At 68.7% G+C, this 25689-nt stretch carries 28 protein-coding genes; 10 read left to right on the top strand and 18 right to left on the bottom strand.

All coding sequences use genetic code 11. The features are described from left to right. The first annotated feature begins 4 nt into the window (after positions 1–4). Positions 5–511 carry an NUDIX domain-containing protein gene (locus ACIBGM_RS19585; RefSeq protein WP_360522287.1) on the top strand — a complete coding sequence of 169 codons (507 nt, stop codon included), beginning with the start codon at positions 5–7 and terminating at the stop codon, positions 509–511. Here ACIBGM_RS19585 and ACIBGM_RS19580 read toward each other — a convergent pair. From ACIBGM_RS19580 to ACIBGM_RS19545, 8 genes are all read right to left on the bottom strand, one after another. Next, positions 499–1032, bottom strand: coding sequence for a nucleosidase (locus ACIBGM_RS19580; RefSeq protein WP_396386502.1), 534 nt, complete (start codon positions 1030–1032; stop codon positions 499–501). The two genes, ACIBGM_RS19585 and ACIBGM_RS19580, sit on opposite strands and share 13 nt — an antisense overlap. 17 nt (positions 1033–1049) lie before the next feature. After that, positions 1050–1448, bottom strand: coding sequence for a PIN domain nuclease (locus ACIBGM_RS19575; protein ID WP_396386357.1), 399 nt, complete (start codon positions 1446–1448; stop codon positions 1050–1052). 20 nt (positions 1449–1468) lie between these two features. Further along, a complete protein-coding gene (locus ACIBGM_RS19570; RefSeq protein WP_360522296.1) occupies positions 1469–1723 on the bottom strand; it encodes a type II toxin-antitoxin system VapB family antitoxin in 255 nt (84 codons plus the stop codon). Between the two features lie 125 nt (positions 1724–1848). After that, positions 1849–2997 (bottom strand): flavodoxin-dependent (E)-4-hydroxy-3-methylbut-2-enyl-diphosphate synthase, encoded by a 1149-nt coding sequence (gene ispG, locus ACIBGM_RS19565; RefSeq protein ID WP_360522299.1) that lies wholly within the window; start codon positions 2995–2997, stop codon positions 1849–1851. A 26-nt stretch (positions 2998–3023) separates the two neighbouring features. Then, complete coding sequence (locus tag ACIBGM_RS19560) at positions 3024–4334, bottom strand: site-2 protease family protein (protein ID WP_360522302.1); 1311 nt, start codon at positions 4332–4334, stop codon at positions 3024–3026. Further along, the gene (gene dxr / locus ACIBGM_RS19555; RefSeq protein ID WP_360522305.1) at positions 4331–5557 is read right to left on the bottom strand and encodes a 1-deoxy-D-xylulose-5-phosphate reductoisomerase; all 1227 of its coding nucleotides are present in this window, start codon (positions 5555–5557) and stop codon (positions 4331–4333) included. Before dxr ends, ACIBGM_RS19560 begins: the two co-directional genes overlap by 4 nt. 35 nt (positions 5558–5592) lie before the next feature. Further along, on the bottom strand, positions 5593–5856 hold the full coding sequence (locus ACIBGM_RS19550; RefSeq protein WP_396386356.1) for an FHA domain-containing protein: 264 nt from the start codon (positions 5854–5856) through the stop codon (positions 5593–5595). After that, a complete protein-coding gene (locus ACIBGM_RS19545; protein WP_360522311.1) occupies positions 5811–6239 on the bottom strand; it encodes a hypothetical protein in 429 nt (142 codons plus the stop codon). Before ACIBGM_RS19545 ends, ACIBGM_RS19550 begins: the two co-directional genes overlap by 46 nt. Positions 6240–6334: 95 nt before the next feature. On the opposite strand from ACIBGM_RS19545, the gene ACIBGM_RS19540 reads away from it, so the two are divergent. From ACIBGM_RS19540 to ACIBGM_RS19525, 4 genes are all read left to right on the top strand, one after another. Then, positions 6335–7051 (top strand): type 1 glutamine amidotransferase, encoded by a 717-nt coding sequence (locus ACIBGM_RS19540; protein WP_360522314.1) that lies wholly within the window; start codon positions 6335–6337, stop codon positions 7049–7051. Then, on the top strand, positions 7048–7626 hold the full coding sequence (locus tag ACIBGM_RS19535) for a DUF1707 domain-containing protein (RefSeq protein ID WP_360522317.1): 579 nt from the start codon (positions 7048–7050) through the stop codon (positions 7624–7626). Before ACIBGM_RS19540 ends, ACIBGM_RS19535 begins: the two co-directional genes overlap by 4 nt. A 45-nt stretch (positions 7627–7671) precedes the next feature. Then, positions 7672–8835, top strand: a complete 1164-nt coding sequence (locus ACIBGM_RS19530; protein ID WP_360522320.1) for an acyl-CoA dehydrogenase family protein — start codon at positions 7672–7674, stop codon at positions 8833–8835. A 90-nt stretch (positions 8836–8925) separates the two neighbouring features. After that, a complete protein-coding gene (locus tag ACIBGM_RS19525; protein WP_360522323.1) occupies positions 8926–9225 on the top strand; it encodes a DUF6458 family protein in 300 nt (99 codons plus the stop codon). Here the strand turns inward: ACIBGM_RS19525 and ACIBGM_RS19520 are convergent. Continuing rightward, entirely contained in the window at positions 9204–9692 is a 489-nt protein-coding gene (locus ACIBGM_RS19520) for a GNAT family N-acetyltransferase (protein ID WP_360522326.1), read from the bottom strand. The two genes, ACIBGM_RS19525 and ACIBGM_RS19520, sit on opposite strands and share 22 nt — an antisense overlap. Positions 9693–9770: 78 nt before the next feature. Here ACIBGM_RS19520 and ACIBGM_RS19515 point away from each other — a divergent pair, with 78 nt between their 5' ends. Then, positions 9771–10139, top strand: coding sequence for a nuclear transport factor 2 family protein (locus tag ACIBGM_RS19515; RefSeq protein WP_360522329.1), 369 nt, complete (start codon positions 9771–9773; stop codon positions 10137–10139). A 1-nt stretch (position 10140) separates the two neighbouring features. Here ACIBGM_RS19515 and rny read toward each other — a convergent pair whose 3' ends face one another. The 3 genes from rny to ACIBGM_RS19500 all read right to left on the bottom strand — a co-directional run bounded on the left by rny (position 10141) and on the right by ACIBGM_RS19500 (position 15269). Continuing rightward, positions 10141–11805 carry a ribonuclease Y gene (rny, locus tag ACIBGM_RS19510; RefSeq protein WP_360522332.1) on the bottom strand — a complete coding sequence of 555 codons (1665 nt, stop codon included), beginning with the start codon at positions 11803–11805 and terminating at the stop codon, positions 10141–10143. Between the two features lie 621 nt (positions 11806–12426). Continuing rightward, entirely contained in the window at positions 12427–12906 is a 480-nt protein-coding gene (locus ACIBGM_RS19505; RefSeq protein ID WP_360522335.1) for an antitoxin, read from the bottom strand. A 104-nt stretch (positions 12907–13010) separates the two neighbouring features. Continuing rightward, complete coding sequence (locus tag ACIBGM_RS19500; protein WP_396386355.1) at positions 13011–15269, bottom strand: ATP-binding cassette domain-containing protein; 2259 nt, start codon at positions 15267–15269, stop codon at positions 13011–13013. 63 nt (positions 15270–15332) lie between these two features. Here ACIBGM_RS19500 and ACIBGM_RS19495 point away from each other — a divergent pair, with 63 nt between their 5' ends. Continuing rightward, positions 15333–16385, top strand: a complete 1053-nt coding sequence (locus tag ACIBGM_RS19495; protein ID WP_396386354.1) for a helix-turn-helix transcriptional regulator — start codon at positions 15333–15335, stop codon at positions 16383–16385. A gap of 205 nt (positions 16386–16590) precedes the next feature. Here ACIBGM_RS19495 and ACIBGM_RS19490 read toward each other — a convergent pair whose 3' ends face one another. From ACIBGM_RS19490 to recA, 4 genes are all read right to left on the bottom strand, one after another. Next, positions 16591–16983 (bottom strand): hypothetical protein, encoded by a 393-nt coding sequence (locus ACIBGM_RS19490; protein WP_360522344.1) that lies wholly within the window; start codon positions 16981–16983, stop codon positions 16591–16593. A gap of 144 nt (positions 16984–17127) precedes the next feature. Then, positions 17128–17622, bottom strand: a complete 495-nt coding sequence (locus tag ACIBGM_RS19485; protein WP_396386353.1) for a regulatory protein RecX — start codon at positions 17620–17622, stop codon at positions 17128–17130. A gap of 518 nt (positions 17623–18140) precedes the next feature. After that, positions 18141–18470 carry a hypothetical protein gene (locus ACIBGM_RS19480; RefSeq protein ID WP_360522349.1) on the bottom strand — a complete coding sequence of 110 codons (330 nt, stop codon included), beginning with the start codon at positions 18468–18470 and terminating at the stop codon, positions 18141–18143. Positions 18471–19270: 800 nt separating this feature from the next. Continuing rightward, complete coding sequence (gene recA / locus ACIBGM_RS19475; RefSeq protein WP_360522352.1) at positions 19271–20341, bottom strand: recombinase RecA; 1071 nt, start codon at positions 20339–20341, stop codon at positions 19271–19273. Between the two features lie 248 nt (positions 20342–20589). Between recA and ACIBGM_RS19470 the strand changes: the two genes are divergently transcribed. The 3 genes from ACIBGM_RS19470 (at position 20590) to ACIBGM_RS19460 (ending at position 24238) form a co-directional block, all read left to right on the top strand. After that, on the top strand, positions 20590–21381 hold the full coding sequence (locus ACIBGM_RS19470; RefSeq protein WP_360522355.1) for a hypothetical protein: 792 nt from the start codon (positions 20590–20592) through the stop codon (positions 21379–21381). A 29-nt stretch (positions 21382–21410) separates the two neighbouring features. Further along, entirely contained in the window at positions 21411–21974 is a 564-nt protein-coding gene (locus ACIBGM_RS19465; RefSeq protein ID WP_360522358.1) for a GrpB family protein, read from the top strand. A 146-nt stretch (positions 21975–22120) separates the two neighbouring features. After that, positions 22121–24238 carry an MMPL family transporter gene (locus tag ACIBGM_RS19460; protein WP_396386352.1) on the top strand — a complete coding sequence of 706 codons (2118 nt, stop codon included), beginning with the start codon at positions 22121–22123 and terminating at the stop codon, positions 24236–24238. 26 nt (positions 24239–24264) lie between these two features. On the opposite strand, the gene ACIBGM_RS19455 is transcribed toward ACIBGM_RS19460, so the two are convergent. Both ACIBGM_RS19455 and ACIBGM_RS19450 read right to left on the bottom strand, forming a co-directional pair. Further along, positions 24265–24459, bottom strand: coding sequence for a DUF3046 domain-containing protein (locus ACIBGM_RS19455; protein WP_360522364.1), 195 nt, complete (start codon positions 24457–24459; stop codon positions 24265–24267). Beyond that, complete coding sequence (locus ACIBGM_RS19450) at positions 24456–25598, bottom strand: LppM family (lipo)protein (RefSeq protein ID WP_396386351.1); 1143 nt, start codon at positions 25596–25598, stop codon at positions 24456–24458. The genes ACIBGM_RS19455 and ACIBGM_RS19450 overlap by 4 nt, the downstream gene beginning before the upstream one ends. Positions 25599–25689 lie beyond the last annotated feature (91 nt).

Below are 25689 nucleotides of genomic sequence, written 5' to 3'. Positions count from 1 at the left end.
CCGCATGCTCCTCGGCAGGTTCAGCTCACCGGATCTCCCTCCCGGCGGTCGCGTCGTCAAGCGAACCGCCGTCCGCGGCATCCTCTTCCACGGTCGCGAGCTGCTGCTGCTCGGCTCCCGTCACGGCGACTACAAGTTCCCCGGCGGCGGGGTGGAGCCGGGCGAGTCGCACGCCGAGGCGCTCCGCCGCGAGTTCCGCGAGGAGTGCGGCGTCGTCGGCGTCCAGGTCGGCCCGGGCGTCGGCTCGACGATCGAGGAGGTGCCGGCGGCCGAGCCGGCGTACGACGTGTTCCGGATGACCTCGCACTACTTCCGCTGCTCGGGCGGTGCGGCTGAGCGTGAGCAGACGCTGGAGGGGTACGAGGCCGAGCTGGAACTGGTGCCGCGGTGGATGACGGTCGACGAGGCGCTGGCGGCGAACCGGGCCGTGCAGGCGGGTGGGGTTGGGGTGATGCGGTGGCTGGTGCGGGAGACCGCCGTACTCGAGTGGCTGGCGTCTCAGCGGACGTAGTCGGTGACCCACTCCCCCAGGACCTTGGCGCTGGCGTCGACCAGCGCGGGCCAGTCGAGGGCGGACTCGTCGGCCGAGTCGGAGACGTGCTTCACGACACGGACGGGTACGCCGTACTCGCGGCAGGCGTAGACGACGCCGTACGCCTCCATGTCCACCAACTGCGCCCGCTCCGCGAGCCGGGCCCGGACGACCGGATCGGTCACGAACACATCGCCCGAGGCGAGCACGGTCCCGTCCCCGCCCTCGACCTCCAGCACCTCCTGCGGGTCGAGCCCCAGCGCCCGCACCGCCTCCGCGTTGACGTCGTGATTGATCACCCGCGACGGCAGGTACAACCCCGCCATCCCATCCCGCAACGCCCCCGTGGTCCCCACATTCAGCACCACCAGCTCAAGAGTGTCCCGCTCCCCCAAAGCCCTCGCAGTAGCCACCGCCGCCGCAGTCTTCCCAACCCCGGTAACCACCCGAGGAATCCCCTGCGGCACATACCGAAGCTCACCTGCAACCGCCCCGACCACCAGGTACTCAACCACCCTCAGAGCGATCCCTTCGGCACAACCCACTCCACCGGCTGCCCAGTGACCTTGGCAATCCGCTCATAATCCTCGTCGTAGTGCAAGACAGTCAGGCCAGCCAACTCTGCGGTCGCAGCAATGATCAGGTCAGGCAGCTTGAACCCCCGGTGCTGGCTCTTCTTCGCCAGAGCGCGGTGCACCTCCAGGGCCTTGTCCATGGACGCTGTGGTGACATCGACCCACCGCTGGCCCTGAAGGTCCCCCCACATTCGCTCGTAGGACCGCGGATCCGGAGCGTTGTTCAGGCACTCCAGCAGCGCCATTTGGCAGAGCACCAGGCGACCTTCGACGAGCAGTGTGTCGAAGCGCTCCTTGACCAACGCGTACCGACCGCGCAGCACGACGACCGAGGTGTCCACCAGATAAGCAGCGCCAGCCATCATGCGGTGCGGGCCTCCCTGGCGTCTTCCTCCAGCCTGCTCAGATCACGACCGCCCCCATATCTCCAGGCGTCGGCCGAGGCACTGACATCCAACTCGACCTCGTCGAGCGTCGCGATGAGATCTTTCGCCCGCTTGCGCCGGGCGAACTCGTGCAAGGCGGCGTTGATCGTCTCCACCTTGCTATCCGTACCCAACTCGGCCCGGGCCGCGTCGAGCCACTCGTCGTTGACGTCTACCGAGATACGTGTCATGCACCCAATGCTACACCAAAATGGCTGACGATTTGATGCATTGATCCCGGCAAACGAAGCACCAGCTTCATACGCCAGAAGGTGCCGCACCCCGGCAGGGTATGGCACCTTCTGGGACGTCGCGGTCAACTGACGGTGACGGTGGGTTCGCCGGGGGTGGTGTCGCCCATGTGCTCGGCGATGCGGAGGGCTTCCTCGATGAGGGTTTCGACGATGGCGGATTCCGGGACGGTCTTGATGACCTCGCCCTTGACGAAGATCTGGCCCTTGCCGTTGCCGGAGGCGACGCCGAGGTCGGCCTCGCGGGCCTCGCCGGGGCCGTTCACGACGCAGCCCATGACGGCGACCCGGAGCGGGACCTCCATGCCCTCCAGGCCGGCGGTGACCTGCTCGGCCAGGGTGTAGACGTCCACCTGGGCGCGGCCGCAGGACGGGCAGGAGACGATCTCGAGCTTGCGCTCACGCAGGTTCAGCGACTGCAGGATCTGCAGGCCGACCTTGACCTCCTCGACCGGCGGCGCGGACAGCGAGACCCGGATGGTGTCGCCGATGCCCTTGGCCAGCAGCGCGCCGAACGCCACCGACGACTTGATCGTGCCCTGGAACGCCGGGCCGGCCTCGGTCACGCCGAGGTGCAGCGGCCAGTCGCCGGCGTCGGCCAGCAACTCGTACGCGCGGACCATCACGACCGGGTCGTTGTGCTTGACCGAGATCTTGAAGTCGTGGAAGTCGTGCTCCTCGAACAGCGACGCCTCCCAGACGGCCGACTCGACCAACGCCTCCGGGGTCGCCTTGCCGTACTTCTGCAGCAGCCGCGGGTCCAGCGAGCCGGCGTTCACGCCGATCCGGATCGAGGTGCCGTGGTCCTTGGCCGCGGCCGCGATCTCCTTCACCTGGTCGTCGAACTTGCGGATGTTGCCCGGGTTCACCCGGACCGCCGCACAGCCCGCCTCGATCGCGGCGAACACGTACTTCGGCTGGAAGTGGATGTCGGCGATCACCGGGATCTGCGAGTGCTGCGCGATCTCCGGCAGCGCGTCCGCGTCGTCCTGCGACGGGCACGCGACCCGGACGATGTCGCAGCCGGCCGCGGTCAGCTCGGCGATCTGCTGCAGGGTGGTGTTGACGTCCGAGGTCAGCGTCGTCGTCATCGACTGCACGGAGATCGGGGCGTCACCGCCGACCAGCACCTTGCCCACCTTGATCTGGCGGGTCTTGCGGCGCGGGGCGAGGGTCGGCGGCGGCAGCGCGGGCATGCCCAGGTTGATGCTCATGAGTCCTTGTCCGTTGAGGTGGAGCGTTATCCGTTGAACAGCCGGATCGGGTTGACGATGTCGGCGATGACGAGCAGGACGCCCATCACCACGATGGCACTGGCCGCGACGTACGCGATCGGGAGCAGCTTGGCGACGTCGACGTACCCGGGGTCGGGCCGGCCGAGCAGCCGCGCGAAGCCGCGCCGGATGCCTTCCCAGATCGCGCCGGCCATGTGGCCGCCGTCCAGCGGGAGCAGCGGGATGAAGTTGAACAGGGCAAGGAACAGGTTCAGCGAGGCGAGCAGCGAGATCAGGAACGCGATCCGCTCGCCGCCGGTGAGCGACTGGTTGGAGGCGATCTCGCCGGCCACCCGGCTGGCGCCGACCACGCTCATCGGGCTGTCCTCGTCGCGGTCGCCGCCGACGATCGACTTGGCCACGCCGACCAGCTTCTCCGGGAAGTTGCCGATCGCCTGCACGGTGGCGACGGTCAGCTCGCCCATCTTGTTGACCACGAACCCGAAGTCCTGGCGCTCGACCTTCATCTCCGGCGAGACGCCGAGGAAGCCGACCGAGACGATCTTGTCCGACCCTGCCTCGTCGCGGACCTGGTTGATGATCGTGGTGGTCTGCAGGGTCTGCTGCGCACCGTTGCGCTCGACAACGATCGTGGCGGCCTTGTCGGTGTTCGCCCGGATCAGCGGGGTGAGCTGGTCCCAGCTGGTGATCTGGGTGCCGTTGAAGGAGACGATCCTGTCGCCGACCTGGAAGCCCGCGGTCTTGGCCGGCGAGACCTGGTCGCCGGCCTCGCACTTGCGGTCCGCGGTGGCCTGCGACGCCGGGATGACGCAGTCGGTGACCGTGGCGACGGTGGTCTGCGCGACGTTGGCGCCGTACAGCATGAACAGGCCGCCGAACAGCACGAACGCGATCACCACGTTGACCAGCGGACCGGACGCCATCACGATCAGCTTCTTCCACCACACCTTCTGGTAGAAGAGCCGGCCGTTGTCCTCGGGCGAGATGGTCTCGTACTCCGCGGTTCGGGCGTTCTCGACCATGGACTGGATCGGGCCGGTGTTGGCCTTGCGGACCTTGGTCGGGTCCTCGCCCTTGGCCGGCGGCATCATCCCGATGATCCGGACGAACCCACCGGCCGGGATAGCCTTGATGCCGTACTCGGTCTCGCCGCGCTTGGTCGACCACAGCGTCCGGCCGAAGCCGACGAAGAACTGGGTCACCTTCATCCCGAACGCCTTCGCGGGCACCATGTGGCCCAGCTCGTGCAGCCCGACCGAGATCAGGATGCCGGCTACGAAGAGCACGATGCCGATTACGGTGAGAAGCGCGGTCATGCGTTCGTGATCTCCTGGCTGTGGTCGGTCGACGCGCCGGTCAACTCGCGAGCCCGCGCACGCGCCCATGTGTCAGCGGCGAGCACGTCGTCGATGGACAGTTCCTCATACGAGGGTACGTCGTGTTCGGTCACCACCCGTGCCACCGTGTCGACGATCGCCAGGAACGGCAGCCGCCCGTCCCGGAACGCCTGCACGCAGACCTCGTTGGCGGCGTTGAAGACGGCCGGCGCGGTCCCGCCGCGGGTCCCGGCCTCGCGGGCCAGCCGGACCGCCGGGAACGCCTTGTCATCGAGCGGGAGGAACTGCCAGGTGCTCGCCTCGGCCCAGTTCCACGGCGGCGACGCGTCCGGTATCCGGTCGGGCCAGCCGAGGCCGAGCGCGATCGGCACCGTCATCGTCGGTACGCCGACCTGCGCGATCGTGGACCCGTCGGTGAACTCGACCATCGAGTGGATCGCCTGCTGCGGGTGTACGACGACGTCGATCCGGTCCATCGGGATCCCGAACAGCAGGTGCGCCTCGATCAGCTCCAGCCCCTTGTTGACCAGGTTGGCGGAGTTGATCGTGACGACCGGGCCCATCGCGAAGTTCGGGTGCGCCAGGGCCTGCTCGACCGTCACGTCCGCGAGCTCGCTGCGCGCCCGGCCCAGGAACGGCCCGCCGCTGGCGGTCAGCAGCAGCTTGTGCACCTCGTCGGCCGAGCCACCGCGCAGGCATTGCGCGATCGCGCTGTGCTCGGAGTCCACCGGGACGATCTGGCCCGGCTTCACCCGGCGGGTGACCAGCGGACCGCCGATGACGAGGGACTCCTTGTTCGCCAAGGCGAGCGTGTTGCCGGCGTCGAGGGCGGCCAGCGTGGGCTGCAGGCCGAGCGAGCCGTTGATGCCGTTGAGAACCACGTCACACGGCATCGCGGCGAGCTCGCTGGAGGCGTCCGGGCCGGTGACGATCTTCGGGATCCGGAACTCGCCCTGCGTGTACCCCTTGCGCTGCGCCTCGGCGTAGAACGCGAGCTGCAGGTCCTGAGCCACCGTGGCCTTCGCCACACCGACCACTTCGACGCCGAACTCGAGCGCCTGCGCGGCCAGCAGGCCGACATTGTCCCCGCCGGCCGAGAGCGCGAGCACCCGGAACCGGTCGCGGTTCCGGCCGATCAGCTCCAGCGCCTGGGTGCCGACAGAGCCGGTCGAGCCGAGGATGACGACGGTTCGCGCATTCACGGCGCCATTGTCCCAGGTCCGCGGGCTAGGTCGCGTCAGGCCAGGTAGAGGTTGAGGGGCAAGCTTCCGAGGCGGAGCTGGTCGCCGTCCCCGACGAGTCGGCTGTGGACGCGGGCGCCGTTCACAGAGGTGCCGTTGGTCGAGCCGAGGTCGCGGAGCTCGTAGCTCAGCTCGTCCATCCGGAGCAGCTCCGCGTGGTGCCGGCTCACCTCCGGGTGGTCCAGGATCAGGTCGCAGTCCGGCGCCCGCCCGATCAGCACCAGGTCCAGGATCGGTACGACGTCACCGTCCGGTCCCATGAGCACCGGCTGCGGACCGGACGCCAGCGCCGCGGCACATCGGCCACGCCGTCGGTGTGGATGGCCAAAGACAGGATCAGGTCGTCGCCACTGACCAGTCTCAGGTTGTCCTGAACGCCGTACCCGAGCAGAACGTCCTCGCAGTCGTCGATCACGACAGCTGACACGTTGTAGAACCCGGCCGGCAGTTGTGCAGACGCTGCACCGCCCAGCGTGGTGGTCAGCACCAGTGCGTCGAACTCCGGATGGCTGACATCGCTGATGGTGAGGAGCACCGGATCGTTCGCCGTGAGCCGGGCCTCGGCACCGGTGTCTCCGGGCTTGAACTCCACAATGAGCAGCGCAGCCGGAGTGACCTGTTGCAGGCCCACCAGCCGATCCACTGCCGGCACAGTGCCGCACACCCCCAGCTGAGCCCTGCTCAGTATCGCCGGTACGGCGGCTCGCGGTGTGCCCCGGTGGTCTACGGTTGGCGACTGTGTCTGCAGCTGTGCTGATCATCGAGAACGATCCCGACAGCGGACCGGGCCGCCTGCTCGGCTGGCTCGAGGCGCGGGGCTTCGCCGCGGTCGTCGTACGCGCGTGGGACGGTGAGCCGATCCCGTCCGACATCAGCGGGCACGCCGCGCTGATCCTGCTGGGTGGCGGAATGCTGCCGGACGCGGACGACGCCTCGCCGTGGCTGAAGGCCGAGCGCGAGCTGCTGCGGGCGGCGCACGACCGCGTGCCGGTGCTGGGGATCTGCTTGGGCGCTCAGCTGCTGGCGCATACGTTCGGCGGTGAGGTGCTCGGCAAGCACGGTCTGCCCGAGAAAGGTGTGACCGAGCTGCGCCTGCTGCCCGCGGCCGCGGACGACCCGCTGCTCGCCGGTCTGCCTGCGGTTGTGCGGGCAGTGGAGAGTCACCAGGACCAGATCACCCGGCTGCCCGCTGATGCCGTGCTGTTGATGTCGAGCGAGCGCTGTCCCATCCAGATGCTGCGCATCGGCCGGAGCTGGGGCGTGCAGTTCCATCCCGAGGTCACAACAGATCGAGTACGGCGCTGGACCCCGGAGCGACTGCTGTCGTTGGGATTCGATCCGGCGACTGTGGTCGCGGAGGCGGAGCTCTACGAGGCTGAACTGGAAGCGACCTGGTCAGCAGTGTTCGACCGGTTCCTGGAGCGGACCGGTAGCGGCGCTACCTTTGGGGCATGAGTCTGGAGCAGCCGCCGCCCGGGCATCGGGCCTCTGACCACGACCGCGAGCGCGCCGCCGCCCTGGTCCAGGAAGCACACAGCGACGGGCGGCTGGACTTCGAGGAGCTGGACGAGCGGCTGACCCAGATCTACTCGGCCAAGACGCAGCTCGAGCTGCGCAACGCGACCGCAGATCTGGTGCCGGTCGCGCACGGCAGCAACGCGGTCGAGCTGACCATCCGGGCCAAGCACAGCGCCCAGCGGCGGGAAGGGCCGTGGACGGTCCCGCAGACGGTGCACGCGGTCGCCGAGCACTCCGCGGTCCGGCTCGACTTCACCGACGCGGTGATCCGGTGGCCGGAGATCCACGTCGACGCCCAGGCCGTGCACAGCTCGGTCGTGATGATCGTGCCGGAGGGCTGGAGCATCGACATGGACGCCGTCGACATGGTCCACGGCACCGCCCGCAACAAGGCCACCACACCCCGAGCCGGCGGCGTCCGCCTCCGCGTCACCGGCCAGGCCAGACACGGCACGATCGTCGTCCGCCATCCCCGCAAACGCCACTGGTGGTGGCCCTGGTACCGGAAGTGAGCTGCGCCGCTTCCTGATCACCTTCTACCGGCTAGCGTGAGCTTTATGACGGCTTCGCTGGATCTGGTGGATGTGGACTCGTTGTTGACCTCGGAGGAGGTTGACGTCCGGGCTACGGCTCGTCGGTTTGCGGATGAGCGGTTGCGGCCGTCGTTGCCGGAGTGGTTCGAGTCGGCAAGCATTCCGGCGCGGGAGCTGGCCAAGGAGCTGGGGGCACTCGGGTTCCTCGGGATGCACCTGACCGGCTACGGGTGTGCCGGTGTCGGTCCGGTTGCCTACGGCCTGGCCTGCCTGGAGATCGAGGCGGCCGACTCGGGGATGCGTTCGCTGGTGTCGGTGCAGGGTTCGCTGGCCATGTACGCGATCTGGAAGTACGGCAGCGAGGAGCAGAAGAACGAGTGGCTGCCGCGGATGTCGGCCGGTGAGGCGATCGGCTGCTTCGGCCTGACCGAGCCCGACTTCGGCTCGAACCCGGCCGGCATGCGCACCAACGCCCGCCGCGACGGCGACGACTGGGTGCTGAACGGCTCGAAGATGTGGATCACGAACGGTTCGGTCGCCGACGTCGCCGTGGTCTGGGCCCGGACGGACGACGGCGTCCGCGGCTTCGTCGTACCGACCTCGACGGCCGGTTTCTCGGCGCCGGAGATCACCGGGAAGCTGTCGCTGCGCGCGTCGGTCACGTCCGAGCTGGTTCTGGAGGACGTACGGCTGCCGGCGTCCGCACTGTTGCCCGAGGCCCGTGGTCTGTCCGGACCGCTCGGCTGCCTGAACGAGGCCCGCTTCGGCATCATCTTCGGCGCGATGGGCGCCGCCCGCGACTGCCTCGAGACCGCCCTGGCCTACGCCGGTGAGCGGACGGTCTTCGACAAGCCGCTGTCCGGCTACCAGCTGACCCAGGCGAAGCTCGCCGACATGGCTGTCGAGCTGAACAAGGGCATTCTGCTCGCCGTCCACCTCGGCCGGCTCAAGGAGAAGGGCACGCTGCGCCCCGAGCAGGTCAGCGTCGGCAAGCTCAACAACGTCCGCGAGGCGATCGCGATCGCCCGCGAGTGCCGCACGATCCTGGCCGCGAACGGCATCAGCGGCGAGTACCCGATCATGCGACACGCCAACAACCTCGAGTCCGTCCTCACCTACGAGGGCACCTCCGAGGTCCACCAACTCGTCATCGGCCAGGCCCTGACCGGCCAGGCCGCCTTCCGCTGACCGGCGCGCATGTCAGGACACCCTTTGGGTACCGGGAGTGATGTCCGTTACTGCAAGTGACAACCCTCGGAGTTCAGGAAGGAGTCGGTCATGAGGATCGGAGCCGGAATCGCTTTGATCGCGCTCGGTGCGATCATCGCGTTCGCCGTTCGTGACACGTCCGACACTCTGAACCTCACCGCCCTGGGGATCATCATCATGCTCGCCGGTGTGGCCGGCATCTGGGTCTCGTACCGGCTCGCCAACCCGCACAAGCGCGACGATTTCACCGTGATCGACCCGGAGGTCGAGAAGCAGTACAACACCGACCCGCCGGAGCAGGTCGCCACCCGGCCGATCGACGTCACGCCCGCGCACCTGCGTGAGGATCAGAAGGGCTTCAACAAGTAGTCGCAGGGGTCCGCGTGCGCCCGTACGACGTTGCCGTCGGCATCTTTTTCGGTCCAGCGGTCGATCACCGGGTCGCCTTCCCAGAGCCGGTAGCCGAGGCGTTCGTACAGCCTGCGGGCGCCTGGGTTGTCGGCGCCGACGGCCAGGCCGATCGCCGCGCGGGACCACTCGTCGGCGGCGATCGCCTCGGCCGCGCGGATGATCGCCGTACCGATGCCCTGGCCTTGGACGTAGGCGTGCAGGGCGTTGATCTCGGCGACGTCGTGAGCCTCCCGGACCTCGTCGTACTTCGATGCCCGGAACAGCATCGTGTGGCCGACGACCTCGCCGTCCTGGTGTGCGAGCAGGAACAGGCCGTCACCGCGCTGCTGCGTCGCCCAGCGTTCGCGCAGGTGGTGCTGCGCGGCCGGCTCGGCCGGAGCAATGAGTCCGTCGACGTCGGCTTGGGTTGCGGGCCTGATGTCCATCGTCCGACCGTACGGCGGCTTGTCACCGGTCGCACCCGCATTTAAGACTGCCTGAAGAGTCGCGGGGACGGTGAAGCCATGGACAATCGCGAGTTGCTGGAGCGGCTGTGGGCGGCGGAGGGTGAGTTGACGCTGTCCGCCGAGGCCGAGCACGAAATGCGAACTGAGGACTACGTGCTGGAGATGCCGCAGTCCGGCGAGCGGATCGTCGGCCGGGACAAGATGCGGGCGATGCAGCAGGAGTACCCGAGCCCGCCGTCGATCACGATCCTGCGCATCACCGGCGAAGGCGACCACTTCGTGGTGCTCGGGCGCTCGGACTACAGCGGCGACATCTACTACGTCGCGAACGTCGTCGAGTTCCGGGACGGGCGGATCGCGCGCGAGACCCGGATCTACGGCGCCCCGTTCGATCCGCCCGAGTGGCGTCTCAAGTACGCGGACTGAGCTACTTCGCGACCTCGGTGGCGCGGGACTCGCGGACGACGGTGACGCGGATCTGGCCGGGGTAGGTCAGCTCCTCCTCGACCTGCTTCGCGATGTCGCGTGCCATCACCTGTGCGCCGATGTCGTCGACCGCGTCCGGCAGCACCATCACGCGGATCTCTCGGCCGGCCTGCATCGCGAACACCTTCTCCACACCGTCGTGGTGCATCGCGATCTCCTCCAGCCGCTCGAGCCGCTGCACGTACGCCTCCAGCGACTCCCGCCGCGCACCCGGCCGGCCACCGCTGACCGCGTCCGCCGCCTGGGTCAGCACGGCCTCGACGGTCCGCACCTCGACCTCGTTGTGGTGCGCCTCGATGCAGTGCACAACGTCGTCGTTCTCGCCCCACTTGCGGGCCAGCTCGGCGCCCACGATCGCGTGGCTGCCCTCGGACTCGTGCGTCAGCGCCTTGCCGATGTCATGCAGGAACGCGCCCCGCTTGCACAGCTTCGGGTCCAGCCCGAGCTCGGCCGCCATCATGCCGGCGATGTGCGCGGACTCGACCAGGTGCTTGAGCACGTTCTGCCCGTACGACGTCCGGTAGCGCAGCAGACCCATGGTCCGGGCCAGCTCCGGGTGCAGGTCGGTGATCCCGACCTCCGCCATCGCGTCCTCGGCGGCCCGCTCGCACAGCTCGGCAACCTCGCCCTTGCTGCGTTCGTAGATCTCCTCGATCCGGCTCGGGTGGATCCGGCCGTCGAGCACCAGCGAGTCCAGGGTCAGCCGCGCGGTCTCCCGCCGTACCGGGTCGAAGCAGGACAGCAGCACCGCCTCGGGGGTGTCGTCGATGATCAGGTTCACGCCGGTCGTCTGCTCGAACGACCGGATGTTGCGGCCCTCGCGGCCGATGATCCGGCCCTTCATGTCGTCACTCGGCAGGTGCACCACGGAGACGACGGACTCGCTGGTCTGCTCCGACGCCAGCCGCTGCACCGCGCCGGTGATGATCTTGCGGGCCTTGACCTCGCCCTCGTCCAGCGCCTGCCGCTCGATGTCGCGCACGATCGTGTGCGCGTGCCGCTTCGCCTCCGCCTCGATCGACGCGATCAGCTCGGTCCGCGCCTGCTCGGTGGTGAGGTTCGCGACCCCTTCCAGGATCCGGCGGCGCTCGTCCTCCAGGTCCCGGATCTCGGCCTTGCGGCGGTCCAGCTCGGCCAGTTGCGCGGTCAGCTCGGTCTGACGTTCCTCGATCGAGCGGTGCTGCTCGTCCAGGCGTTCCTCACGCTCGGTCAGCCGGTGCTCACGGCGTTCCATCTCCAGCCGCTGCTCGCGCAGGTCGTCCCGGATCGACTGCGCCTCCGACTCGGCTTCCCGCCGTACGTCGGACGCCCGCTGCTCGACCTCGCGCCGTACCTCGGACGCCCGGTCTTCCGCGGCCCGGCGGATCTCCTCGGCGCGCTGCTCCGCGGCCTCGGCCCGGACCCGCAGGACGGCGGCCTCCTCCTCGGCCTGGCGGCGCACCGACTCGGCCGCGGACTTCGCGGCGCCGGTGATGTTCGCGGCCTCGAGCTCGGCGGCGGCCGACCCGTCGGCGGCCTTGCGGCGGGAGAGGGTGAGGCCGATCCAGGCCAGCAGGCCGGCGATCAGCAGTCCGATCAGAGACAGCCCGATCGACGTAGCCGTCATCGGCGTCTCCCCTCGTTCGAGTCACGCACCAGGCGGGACTGTGGCCTCGGTCGAAGGGATTCGCCACGTGTACGGCGACTGACGGTACGGCTGACCGCACCACCGGCCTACGGCGGTGCGCCTGTCCGTTCCGTGACGCCGGTACCGCCGGGCGGCCGGTGGGTGTGCGTCACCCAGGTTCGGTGCTTGCCGCGGTGCCGTCTATCCGACGGCGCTGCGAGTCGCCGTCGTCAGTCTTCAGCTCGGTCGAGCGTGGTGTCGTGTTTCTCTCCGGCCGGTCGGCCGGTGGTCAACCGCCCTGCCGGTGCTTATACCCGCCACCGTCAGGTGGAGTGATCCCTTACTGATTCCGAGGCTAGGCGTGCCCCATCACCCGGTCAAGACGGACACTCCCAGCCCACCCGACCCGTCACCGCAAGCACCGGAACCAACGTCCAGCGTCACCCTGCGACCCGGTCGCACCAGCAGACCACCACCCCCACTGGTCCACTCCAGAACCGAACCGCTCAAGTACGTCGCGCAGCTCGGCTCGCTCGTGATTCGGCCGGACCGCGCGCGTGTTCTCGGGAGGCGGTCTTCCTACTACGGGGCGTGTGCCCGGGAGGCCTTCGAGTCCTCGGACTACGGGCGTGGGCCCGGGAGGCCTTCCTCGGACTCGCCGGTCACCGTGCTGCCGGTCTGGGAGCCCTCCGGGCGGGATCCGGCCGAGCTCGCAGGCTCGGTCGCCGGGTCCGGCGCCTCACCACCGACGACTCCGGGGTCACCACCGCCACCGGGCGAAGGCACACCACCGGTCGCCTCACTCTCAGTCGCCGTACCGGCCTCCCCTGCCTGGCCTGATGTGCCCGCCTGGCTTGCGGCCTCCGGCGCGCCGTCGTCGGGGGCCGACTCGGCGGGCTGGCTCGCGGGGGTGTCGCCCGACTGGGAGTCGACGTACCCGCCGACCTTCTGCTGGACGGTGTCGACCTTGTCCGCGTACTTCCCGCCGGTCTGCTTGTCGAGCAAGTCACCGGCCTTCTCCACACCGGCCTTGATCTTGTCCGGGTTCTGCTTGACGACGTTCCGGAGCCAGTTCTTCGCCTGTTCCTGGAAATCGTTCATTGCACCCTCCGCGGTGTCAGGGGCGGATCGACCGAAAATCCCAGCTTACGGACCAGCCCAAACACGGGTCCTACTTCGGATAACACACCGTCACACCCGACCCGTCAACGCCCCTCGCCGTACGGCGGCCGCTCGGCCAGCGCCAGACTGGTCGGTGTCGGGCGGTCGACGTAGTCGGCGGGCCGCCCTTCGAACAGGACCGTGCCGCCGTGCCGGCCAGGCCCCGGACCGAGGTCGATCAACCAGTCGGCCTGCCGAATCACGTCCAGGTTGTGCTCGACGACGACCACCGTGTGCCCGTGCTCGACCAGGCTGTCGAGCACCTCCAGCAGCGTGTCGATGTCATCCAGGTGCAGCCCGGTCGTGGGCTCGTCGAGCACGTACGTCGTGGGTTGCTCGGCCTGCCGTAGTTCCTTGGCGATCTTCACGCGCTGACACTCGCCACCCGACAACGTGCTGAGCGATTGCCCCAACCGCAGGTACCCGAGCCCGACGGCGGCGAGCTGCCGCAACGCCCGCGAGATCCGCGCATCCGGCAACTCCGTGATCGCCTCGTCGATTGTCAGCTCGTCGACGTCCGCGATCGAGCGCCCGTTCACCGTGTACGCCAGCACCTCCGGAGTGAACCGCCGCCCCTGGCACGTCTCGCACACCACCTCCTGCCCGTCCATGAACGCGAGGTCGGTGTAGATCACGCCGAGTCCCTTGCATTCCGGACACGCACCGTCCGAGTTGGCGCTGAACAACGCGGCCGGCACGTTGTTGTGGCGGGCGAACAGCTTCCGGATCGCCGGTGCGATACCGGTGTAGGTGATCGGCGTCGAGCGGCGGTTGGTGCTGACCGGCTTCTGGTCGATCACGATCGCCTGGTGCTGCTCGACCAGTTCCTGCGCGAGGCTCGACTTCCCCGAGCCCGCAACGCCGGTCAGCACTGTCATCACCCCGGTCGGGAAGCCGACGGTGACCCTCTGCAGGTTGTTGCGCTTGGCATCCGTCACGGTCAGAGTTCCGTCCGCCCGGCGCGGTTGGGCCTTCTCTGGTCGCGTCCGGGCCAGCGCTTTCCCGGTCGGCGTACCGGCATCACCGAGCTCGGCGAACGTTCCCTGGAACACGAGCCGCCCACCTCCGGCTCCCGCCCCCGGCCCGACCTCGACGACTTGGTCCGCGTGGCGCATGACTGCCGGGTCGTGCTCGACCACGAGCACGCTGTTCCCGCTGTCGCGCAGTTGCTCGAGCAACTTGATCATCGAGTCGACGTCGGTCGGGTGCAGGCCGACGGTCGGCTCGTCCACGACGTACGTCATCTCCGTCAGGCTCGACCCGAGGTGCTTGACCGTCTTGATCCGCTGCGACTCGCCACCGGACAGCGTGGTCGTCGCCCGCGACAGAGCCAGGTACCCGAGGCCGATCGTCACCATCGCCTCCAACCGCGCCGTCAACGCAGCCACCACCGGCCGGACGCTGCTTGTGTCGATCTTCCGTACGACGTCCAGCAGTTCGGTGATCTCCAGGTGGGCGAGCCGGCCGATGGAGTGGCCGTCGACTGTCGCCGTGCGCGCGGCCTCGTTGAGGCGATCGCCCGCGCACTCCGGGCAGGTCCCGGACTTCGTGAACTTGCGAATCGTGTCCTGCTTGCGTTCGGACAGGTTGTCGGAGGTGCGCAGGTAGATGCGTTCGAAGCGCTCGACCACCCCCTCGTAGTCCTTGGGTGGCTTGTGTCCGAGGTCGGCTGCGGCCTGGCCGCCGTACAGCAGTGCTTCGCGTTCCGAAGCGGTCCAGTCGCGCAGTGGTGTGTCCACGTGGAACGTGCCGATGTCGGCGTACTGGCTGTACCAGTAGCCGCCGTTGCCGAAGCCGGGCAGCCGGATCGCGCCGCCGGCGAGTGACTTGTCGAGGTCCAGGAAGCGATCGACCGCGCTGACCACGACCTCGCCGAGACCGTGGCAGGTCGGGCACATCCCGGTGGGGTCGTTGAACGAGAACCGGTTCGACTCACCGACGTGCGGCTCGCTCAGCCGGGAGAACAACAGCCGCAGGTACGTCCACGCGTCGGTGATCGTGCCGACCGTCGACCGCGCGTTGCCGCCGATCCGCCGCTGGTCGATCACGATCACCGGGGTCAGGCCGTCGATGTGCTCGACCTCCGGGCGGGTCCACTTCGGCAACCGGTTACGCGCGAACGGCGGGAACGTCTCGTTCAACTCGACCCCCGCCTCCGCGGCGATCGTGTCGAACACCAGCGACGACTTCCCCGAGCCGGATCTGCCGACGAACACGACCAACTGGTTCCGCGGTACGACGAGGTCGAGCCCGTCGAGGTTGTTGGTCCGGGCCTGGCGAATGGTGATGCTTCGGTCAGCCATGCGTACGACGCTATGCGCAGATGTGGCCGGATCCTGGCCGCAATTAGTGCCATCATGGTCGACATGGCAGACGTGACCGCCCGCGTGCTGGCGCTCCTGTCCACCTTGCAGACCGGCCGATCGTTCACCGGAGACGAGCTGACCCGGCGCCTGTCCGTCAGCCCGCGCACCCTGCGCCGCGACGTGGACCGCCTCCGCAGCTACGGCTACCCCGTCGAAACCCAACCCGGCCCCGGCGGCTACTACCGCCTATCCGCCGGCCGCACCATGCCACCCCTGGTCCTCGACGACGACGAAGCCGTAGCCACCCTCCTAGCCCTAGCCGCCCTAGCCTCAACCACGCCGTCCCCGACGACCCCCTCACCCGCCGCGCCGTCCCCCACCGGCCCGTCCCCCGCCGGTCCCACCACACCTGCCCGTCCTTCCCCCGCCGGTTCCTCATCAGGTGAGCGGGGCATCGACGACGCAGCGTTGCGTGCCTACGGCAAGGTCGACCAGTTCCTCCCCGCCCGCCTCCGCGGCCAAGTAGTCTCCGTCCGCTCCAGCCTGGAAACCACTCCCCAACCGGCGCCAACCGTCACCGCAGACCAACTCGGCACCATCGCCGAAGCAATCGCTGCCGTAGAGACGATCTCGTTCTCCTACATCAACGCCCGCGGCGAACACGCGATCCGCCGAGTCGAGCCCTACCGCCAAATCCACTACATGCTCCGCTGGTACCTGCTCGCCTACGACCTCGACCGCGACGACTGGCGAGTGTTCCGCCTCGACCGCATCACCGACGAACGCCGTACCAACACCCCCTACACCCCACGCCCACTCCCGGCAGACTCCGCCACCGCCTACCTCCGCCAGGCCCTCAACAAGTCCAAGCAGAAACTCACCCTCACCATCGACGCCCCCATCGCCCCCGTCCTCGACGCCCTCAAATACCAAGACGCCGAAATCCACCCGCTAGACGCCGACCACACCTCAGTCACCATCGCCCTGGATACCTGGCAATGGCTCCTACTCCCCCTGGCCTTCCTCAACGCCGACTTCCACCTCCCCCCAACCTCCCCCTTCACCCCCGCCTACCGAACCTTCGCCCACCGCCTCCTAACCGCCACCACCTAACCCCCAGCACGCCACCGCTCCGTCGCACCGCCCCCACCGAGCACCCCCGCAAACCCTGACCGGACCGCCCATCAAGGCGCGCCTCGATACCAGCTCGCGACCCGCGGTGCCGTCGCAGCCCACCGCCCGGCTTGCTCGCGGCACCGCCCGGCGGCAGGGCACTGCCCGTCACGGCCGAGCCAGCTGTCGGTGGTGTCTGACGGGTCTACTGCCCGTCGAGGTGTGCCTTCGCGAGTTGCGGCGGCGCGAACACCAGCCACCCATCAAGCAGCGCATCCTGAAGCACGGGCTCAGAAACCTTGTCGAGCTCGATCAACACAGCCGCGTAGTTGTCGAAGTGCGGAATCGTGAAGAACCCGTCCCCCGCCCGCGCCGAGAGCACCGCTTCCTTCTCAGCCAGGTCCTCCACCCGAACCGCCAGAATCGGCCCCTGGGGCGGAGTCTCATCCCCGAACCGCCGCAAATCCGCCTTACTGAACGGCCGCTCCCACGCGTACGCCTTCCCGCCAACTGTCCACGTCCGACTCCCACGCCGAGTCGTCTCCGCAGTCTCCGGCAACCCCGCCACCAACCGCTCCACGTCCTCGAAGCCAGCCATGCAACCCAACCTACCCAGCCCCCGAACCGCCCGTCGACCAACAACCACGCGCCCCTCACCTGGCGGGAACTCCGGACAGCGTCGGCAGCCCGAGCTTCTAGCAGGGCTGCGGCAAGACCTACGTGGGGCGACGACGGTTGCCTGTCAGTCGGGCTCGATGCCGGAGGAGTCGAGGAGGGGTAGCTCTTCGTGGGATGCGGAGAGCTCGTCTTTCACGATCGTCATCGCCAGGCCACCCGGATATCCCTTGCGGGCAAGCATGCCAAGGAGCCGGCGCATGGCCACCTGCCGATCCAACGAGCGCATGGACCTGAGCTTCCGCCGTACCAGCGCGCGAGCCGTCTCCTCCTCCTGCTCCGGATCCAGCTCATCGAGCGCATCACGCGCCAACTGATCATCCACACCCCGCCGGCGAAGCTCCTGTGCCAGCGCCCGCTTCCCCAGCCCACGCCCCCGATGCCGAGACTCAACCCAGGCATTCGCAAAGGCCGCGTCATCGATCAACCCGACGTCGGTGAACCGATCGAGCACCTCGTCGGCCACCTCGTCCGGAATCTCCCGCTCAGCAAGCAATCCAGCCAACTCAGCCCGCGTACGCGGCTGCCCCGTCAGCTTGTCCAGCAAAATCGTCCGAGCCACCGAATATGGATCCGACTCCCCATCCATCCCCGGATCCGCAGGCCCCTCCGCCGTACCCCGCTTTCGCCGAGACCCCCCAAACTCCCGCTTCCGAACCCCACGCCGCTCCCCGGCACTCCCAGGCCGCCCGGCACCAGGCGCGTCTCCAGACCGACTTCCGGACCGACCACTGCGAGGCACCTCCCCAGCCCGGTCATCCACCTGCTCCCCGGGCCCAGCACCCCGAGATCGCCCGGCACCACGCCCGTCCCCGGACCGACTTCCGGATCGACCACTGCGAGGCACCTCCCCAGCCCGGTCATCCACCTGCTCCCCGGACCCAGCACCCCCAGAACGTCCGACACCAGCACCGTCCCCAGACCGACCGCCGACCTGACCGCTGCGAGGCATCTCCCCAGCCTCGTCTTCTGCCTGAGCAGCACGTCCTGCGCTTCCAGGGCGGCCGCTATCCCCCGACCTACGACCGGCCCCAGCCTGAGACGAGTTATCCGCCGACGTCGCATTCGCGCGCCCAGACTTCAACTCCGCGCGTACCTCAGCCGCGGCCCGCGTCTGCGCTTGTTGTGCGCGGTCAGGTGCGACGCCGTCCGGCTCCGCCCACGGATCGACGCCCTCCGCCGGCGCCAGTCGGCCCCGGGCGGCACCTGCGATCGACTCCTCATCAGCCGCAAATGCCTTCGCGGCCGCCCGCCGGTCGTCAGCACCCGCATCTCCCCCGACGCCGGTACGGCGACCAGCACCGTCCGACTCGGCCGCATCACCCCAAGGATCCACGGACCCTGCGACGCTCCGGACTCCGCCAGTACGACGCCCGCCACGACCCGACCCAGTCGACTCGTCGTCCGCATCGTCTCCCCACGGGTCCACAGACGCCCCAGCTCGGTCGACCCCGCGAGAACTACGGCCAGTCGACTCCCCGTCGTCGGCCGAATCACCCCAGGGATCCACAGACCCAGCAACTCGCCGAACTCCGCCACCGCGAATAGCCCGCCCCGGCCCAGTCGACTGCACGCCTTCAAGCTCGTCCCAAGGATCCGAGGTCCCGGAGGTCGGCCGAGTCCTCCCGACCCGGCGACCCGAACCGGAGATCTCGTGCGGCACGCCGTCTTCCGCCCAGGGATCGTCGACATTCGCATCCCGCCCGGCGCCGCGGCGTGTGGTTGGGGACGACGCGGTGTCGAGTCTGGCGTCCGCGACAGGCCCTGAGTCAGAGGTGGTGCGGTTGGTGCTGCGTCCGCTCGCACGACCTGACGCGGCGTCGGGTACGGCGGCGTCCTCTGCTGCCTGTGAGTCGGCGGAGGTCCGCGTGTTTCTGCTGGCGCGGTCCGACGGGAACGCGTCGTCGGAGGTGGAGTCGTCTGACCACGGGTCGTCATTGCGGGGGCGTCGCCTGATGCTGCCGATGGGGCGGCGCCGGTTCAAAGGCGACGGTGGATCGAGTGTGGCGTCGCCTGCCGACTGTGGATCCGTGGAGGTGCTGGTCTGACGACGGCGTTGGTCGGGCGCGACGGCGTCAGGAGATGCGCCGGGCCCTTGGGCCAGGAGTGAGCGGGCCAGGGCCAGGCGGTCGGCGTGGGGGAGAGACAGAGCCGCGGGGGCAGCGTCTTCGGCGGGGTGCCGAGGATCGCTGCCGCCCGCGGTGGGTCGATCAGAAGTCGACATCGACCTCGGCGGCGGCCTCGTCGGCCGGCGCGTCCAGAGTCGGGCCGATGCCCATCTTCTCCTTGATCTTCTTCTCCAGCTCGTTGGCCAGGTCGGGGTTGTCGCGCAGGAAGTTCCGCGCGTTCTCCCGGCCCTGGCCGAGCTGGTCGCTCTCGTAGGTGAACCAGGCGCCGGCCTTGCGGACGAAGCCCTGCTCGACGCCGAGGTCCAGCAGGCTGCCCTCACGGCTGATGCCCTGGCCGTAGATGATGTCGAACTCGGCCTGCTTGAACGGCGGGGCGACCTTGTTCTTCACGACCTTCACGCGGGTCCGGTTGCCGACCACGTCGCTGCCGTCCTTGAGCGACTCGATCCGGCGCACGTCCAACCGCACCGACGCGTAGAACTTCAGCGCCCGGCCACCGGTCGTGGTCTCCGGCGAGCCGAACATGACGCCGATCTTCTCGCGCAGCTGGTTGATGAAGATGGCCGTCGTCCCGGTGCCGTTGACCGCACCGGTCATCTTTCGCAGCGCCTGGCTCATCAGCCGGGCCTGCAGACCGACGTGGCTGTCACCCATCTCGCCCTCGATCTCGGCCCGCGGCACCAGCGCGGCCACCGAGTCGATCACGACGATGTCGATCGCGCCGGAGCGGACCAGCATGTCGGCGATCTCCAGCGCCTGCTCACCGGAGTCGGGCTGCGAGACCAGCAGCGCGTCGGTGTCGACGCCCAGCTTCCGCGCGTACTCCGGGTCGAGCGCGTGCTCGGCGTCGATGAAGGCGGCGATACCGCCGGCCCGCTGGGCGTTCGCCACCGCGTGCAGGGCGACCGTCGTCTTACCCGAGGACTCCGGGCCGTAGATCTCCACCACCCGGCCGCGCGGCAGACCGCCGATGCCGAGCGCGATGTCGAGCGCAATGGACCCGGTCGGGATGATCTCGATGGGGGCCTTGCCCTGCTCCCCCAGCCGCATCACCGCGCCCTTGCCACACTGCCGCTCGATCTGCGTCAGCGCGGTCGCCAGCGCCTTCTCACGATCCGTTGCCGCGCGTTCCGCACTCGTTGCACCAGCCATGTGACTGCCACCTGACCCATCTACGTATCGGGGCCGCCGTCCCAGCCGCCCGAAGGATTTCGTTGTCGCCAGAGAAGGTACGGGTTACGTCGGACAGTTTTCGTCGCCACCGGGAATCTGTGGACAAACTCGGCCGCCCAGCACCTTCAGGAGACCAAACTATCCCGAACACGTGTTCGAATCGCAACTGACACGCCGAAGTCGTCCCGGCAACCGTCCTGGACCCGCCGACTCCCTACCCTTGCGGCGTGGCAGACCGTCCAGACATCCCCGACTCCGCCGTCATCCTGGCGCTCAGCAGGGTCGAGTTCGGCATCGACTCGGTGCTCGACTCGCTCCGCACGCAGGACCCGTTCGGCATCCGCAGCGTCCTCACCGACTACTCGGCCCAGGAGCAGCCCAACCTGGCCGAGAAGGGCCTGATCCTGGCGATCGACCGGCTGCTGAAGATGAAGGTGCCGGGTCACGCCGAGTGGCCGACGCTGCCGCTGGCGGAGCGCTGCGACTGGTGGGTGGAGCGGCTCGGCGGATTCGCTGCTGTCGTCGCAGGCCTCCCCCGGATCAGCGGTGCGGCCGCCGATCGCCTGCCGATCAAGGACACGCTCGGCGCCGCCGTACAGGCCATGGTCATCGGCGCAGTCTGCCGCGAGTACGGCGTCGAGGCCCATGCCGACCGTACGGCGATCATCGCCCGCGTACTGACCGACCGGCCGATCACACCGGACGAGGTGCTCAAGTACGACGACCCCACCGCAGCCGGCCAGGATGTGGCCAAGCAACTGGGGCTCGGTGACGAGTCGGAGGAGGCAGGACTGCGCAAGGGCGTGAGACTGGTCTGGCGGATCAGCAAGCTGTTCGGCGGGCTGGGGGACGTGTTCGAGGAGCGTCCGCGCGGCACTCTCGCCGCCAGATTCGTCGGCAAGCTGCCCGCGATCGGAGTGGTCGGCGGCTTCTTCGACGAACGCAAGGCCATCCGCAAGGCGGCGTACGAGGCCGCCGAGCTCCTCATGTCCAGCGCCTTCCGGGTCAAGCCTGTCTGAGCACAGGCAAAGGCTGGGATGATCTCGGCATGACTGGGATCGTCATCGTGAGGGCGGACGAGAGCTGGCCGGCGCAGTACGAGAAGATCGCGCGCGCCGTGAGTGAGTTGCTGGGGGAAGCGGCACAGCGGATCGACCACATCGGATCGACCTCCGTACCTGGGCTGGCGGCGAAGGACGTCCTCGACATGCAGGTGACCGTCGGGACTGAACCGGAGCTGGACGACGTGGCCGAGCGGATGGTCGCGGCCGACTGGGAGCTGCGTCCGCCCAGGCGAGACCACCCGGTGCCCGGCTTGCCCGCCGAGGACCTGCAGTGGGTCAAGCGGCTACTGGTCGAGCCGATGTACCGGCGCCGGGTGAACCTGCACGTCCGGGTCGCCGGTCGAGCCAACCAGCGCTATGCCCTGCTGTTCCGCGACTACCTGCGCAGCCACCCGGAGACGGCAGCGGCGTACGGCGAGTTCAAGCGACGGGCCGCCGCACTGCCCATCGAGTCGACCGCGGACTACGCCGACCTGAAGGACCCGGTCTGCGACCTCATCTACCTACCTGCAGAGGAGTGGGCCGCCCGGACGGGCTGGAAGCCCTGACCGACCGGGCATTGAGACGCAGGGTGAGTGCAGTACTACAGCGTGGTCGTTGACCCTGTCCGGTGCAGCCAGCAGGCTGGATCGGGGGGTGCGTCGTGGACAGTCCGGCGTGCGGGCGGGCGTCCCCTTTAGGGGGCGTGGTTGTGGTGGGCGGAGCAGGACGGCTGGCGGCATTGCCGTGCGGCAAGGTGTCCAAGTGGATCGTGCTGGCGCTGTGGCTCGTTGCCATTGCGGCGTCATTCGGTCCGGCGGGCAAGCTGACCGGTGCGCAGGAGAACGATGCCGTGTCCTGGCTGCCGGGAAAGGCCGAGTCCACCGAAGTTCTCAAAGCGACTGAGCAGTTCTCCTCGCCTGACGAGATCCCAGCAGTGCTCGTCTACGAGCGGTCGTCCGGCATCACCCCTGCTGACCAGCAGGCGGTCGCACAGCATGTGACGCGGTTCGCGGAGTTGCCGGACATCGACCGTGAGGTGATCGGGCCGATCCCGTCGGAGGACGGCAAGGCACTGCAGGTACTCGTGCCGATCAACGCCGGCTCCGGTGGCTGGGAGACAATCGGCGAACGCGCAGACGACCTCAGGCGCGTCGCAGCCGATCGCCCCGAGGGCATGTCCTTCCACGTGACAGGTCCGGGCGGCTTCGCTGCCGACTCGCAGGAGGCCTTTGCCGGCATCGATGGCAAGCTCCTGTACTCCGCTGCCGCCGTAGTGATCGTCATCCTCCTGCTGACCTACCGCAGTCCGGTGCTCTGGTTGCTGCCGCTGTTCTCAGCCGGAGCAGCCCTGTTCGCCGCGCAGGCGGTCGTCTACTACCTCGCCACCGAGGCAGACCTCACCGTCAACGCCCAGAGCGCCGGCATCCTGACAGTGCTCGTGTTCGGCGCTGGGACAGACTATGCCCTGCTCCTGGTGGCTCGATATCGCGAAGAACTCAGGAGACACGAGGATCGGCACGAGGCGATGGCGTTCGCGCTGCACCGGTGCGGCCCGGCGATCGTGGCCTCTGGGTCGACTGTCGTGGCCGGCATGCTCTGCCTGCTTCTTGCCTCGATGAACTCGACACGTGGCCTCGGACCGGTCGCAGCGGTCGGCATCGTCGTTGCTCTGGCCGCCATGCTGACCTTGCTGCCCGCACTACTCGTCATCTGCGGTCGCTGGGTGTTCTGGCCGCTGAAGCCGACGTACGGCTCCGCAGACCACACCGAGACGAGCGTGTGGGGTCGCATCGGCCGACGGATCGCCGTACGCCCGCGTCTGACGTGGGTCACGACCACGCTCGTACTGGCCGTCGCCTCACTCGGCATGCTGCGCCTGGACGCAAACGGACTCAGCAACGCAGAGTCCTTCGTCGGTACGCCGGAGTCAGTGGTCGGCGAGAAGGTCCTGGCCGCCCACTTCCCGGCCGGCGCGGGCAATCCACTCGTCGTGGTGAGCAACGCGGAGAGCGCGACAGAGGTCCGTACGGCGATGGAGTCGACGGAAGGTATCGCCGCGGTGACGGAGCCCCGAGTCGCGGGCGGACTGGCCTATCTCGAGGGCACCCTGACAGACGCGGCCGACACGCAGGCCGCGAAGGACACCGTGGACCGAGTCCGAGAAGCAGTCCACGCAGTGCCGGGAGCGGACGCGCTGGCCGGTGGCGGGACCGCGATCCTGCTGGACACCCAGCGAGCCGCGGACCGGGACAACAGGGTGATCATCCCGGTCGTGCTGGCGGTCGTGCTGCTGATCCTCATGTTGTTGCTGCGCTCGTTGCTCGCACCGGTGCTGCTCGTGGCGACCGTGGTGCTGTCCTTCGGCGCTGCGCTCGGCATCAGTGCGCTGGTGTTCGACCAGGTGCTCGGGTTCGGCGGCGCGGACGTGTCGTTGCCGCTGTTCGTCTTCGTCTTCCTGGTTGCCTTGGGCATCGACTACAACATCTTCCTGATGACCCGTGTGCACGAGGAGTCGAAGATCCACGGCACTCGGCGCGGCGCGCTGATCGGCGTCGCCGCGACCGGTGGCGTGATCACCTCGGCCGGCCTCGTGCTGGCCGGGACGTTCGCGGTGCTGGCCACGCTGCCGGTGGTGGCGTTCGCGGAGATCGGCATCGCGGTGGCGCTCGGTGTCCTGCTGGACACCATCGTCGTTCGCTCGGTGCTGGTGACCGCGCTCAACCTCGACATCGGCCGGCACCTGTGGTGGCCGAGCAAGCTGGCGAAGAAGCGTGACCCGGAGCCGACCGACGACCTCGCAGAGCCGGAGCCTGAGCTGACGGCCACCTGAGGGCGGCGCTGACGGCCCGCCGGCCGTCAGCGCTCGCTGGGTGGGAGTTGCAGGTGGGCCCAGACGGCCCGCCAGACGGTCTTGGCGTGCTCACCGTCGGCCAGGGCCTCGACGACCGTACGGCCGCCGAGCTCCCGAACGACCTGGGTCTCGGCCCAGGTCCGTGCATAGGCGGGACCGAGATGCTCGTCCATCCGCGCCCAGAACTCCGTCAGTCTCATGCCTGCCCGTCGTCGTCCTTCGGTGGCTGTCCCCAACCGCCCTGCGAACCGCCCTGCGGACCAGGCTGGCCCTGCGCCGGAGGACGGCCTTGCTGGTCCTGCCCCCAACCGTCCTGCTGCTGGCCTGGCTGCTGTCCCCAGCCACCTTGACCCCGCTGAGGCGGCTGGGCCGGCGGACCCCACTGTCCCTGCCCAGGCTGGCCCTGCTGCGGCTGAGGCTGTCCAGGGTACTGCGGCTGACCAGGCTGACCCGGGTACGGCGCCTGACCCGGCTGGCCCTGCCCCGGCTGTCCGCCGTACGGGCCGGGTTGGCCGCCGTACTGCCCGGGCTGCCCAGGCTGTGCGTACTGACCGCCCGGACCGGACTGCGCGTAGCCCTGCTGCTGGCCGTAGCCCGGCTGTCCCGGGTACTGCCCAGGCTGGCCGCCGTACTGCGGCCCCCACTGGCCCTGCTGCGGCTGCCCCGGGTATTGCCCGTACTGCCCATATCCCTGCTGCGCCTTGGCCTTGCGGCTGCGAAGCACGAAAAAGACGGCCGCACCGACGACCAGCAACAGCAGCACGACGATGAGGATGATTGCCCACAGCGGGAAGCTGCTGCCCGCCTCAGAGGTCAGCGACACGTTCCCGAGCTTGTCGAGGCTGTCGTACGTCGCCGTCCGGCCGTCGATCTTGGCGCCGTCGTCGTGCTCGAGGATCTTGCCGGGCATGGTGATCTTGAAGTTCACCGTCGGCTGGCTCCCGGACGGCACGTTGTTGCCCAGGTTGTCCGCCTTCACGGTCACGATGACCTTGTCGCCGTCCTTGCGGAAGCTGACGCCTTCACCGCTCGAGCTGCCCATCTTGTCGAACGGCACGCTCTCGAAGGTGCAGTTGGAACCGACGTACCGGTCGTCCTCGAACGCCTTGCAGGTGACCCCGTCGGTCGTGGTCTCCTTGATCCCGTTCTCGATCTGCCCGCGGACCTTGTCGAGCGACTGGCCGCTGGACTCCAGCAGCTGCTTGTCGACGCCGATCTGCATGTTGCCCGAGACGGTCTCGTTCGAGCCGACCTTGAGGTCGGCGTCGAGTTTCACGCATCCGGTCAACGCGACCAGGCAGGCCACGAGGACGAACGCTGCACGTACGCGGTTCATCATGCCGTCGATCATTCCAGAAGAAGGGGACAACGCCGTCACCGGACGTGAACTGCCTGGTCAGAGGCAGAAACGCGGAAAGTGTCCGAGGGAC

Origin of the sequence: Kribbella sp. NPDC050470 (genome assembly GCF_044458365.1) — a bacterium.
Classification (GTDB): domain Bacteria; phylum Actinomycetota; class Actinomycetes; order Propionibacteriales; family Kribbellaceae; genus Kribbella.
Note: the sequence above shows the minus strand (reverse complement) of the source record. Positions and strands in the feature narration are given on the sequence as shown.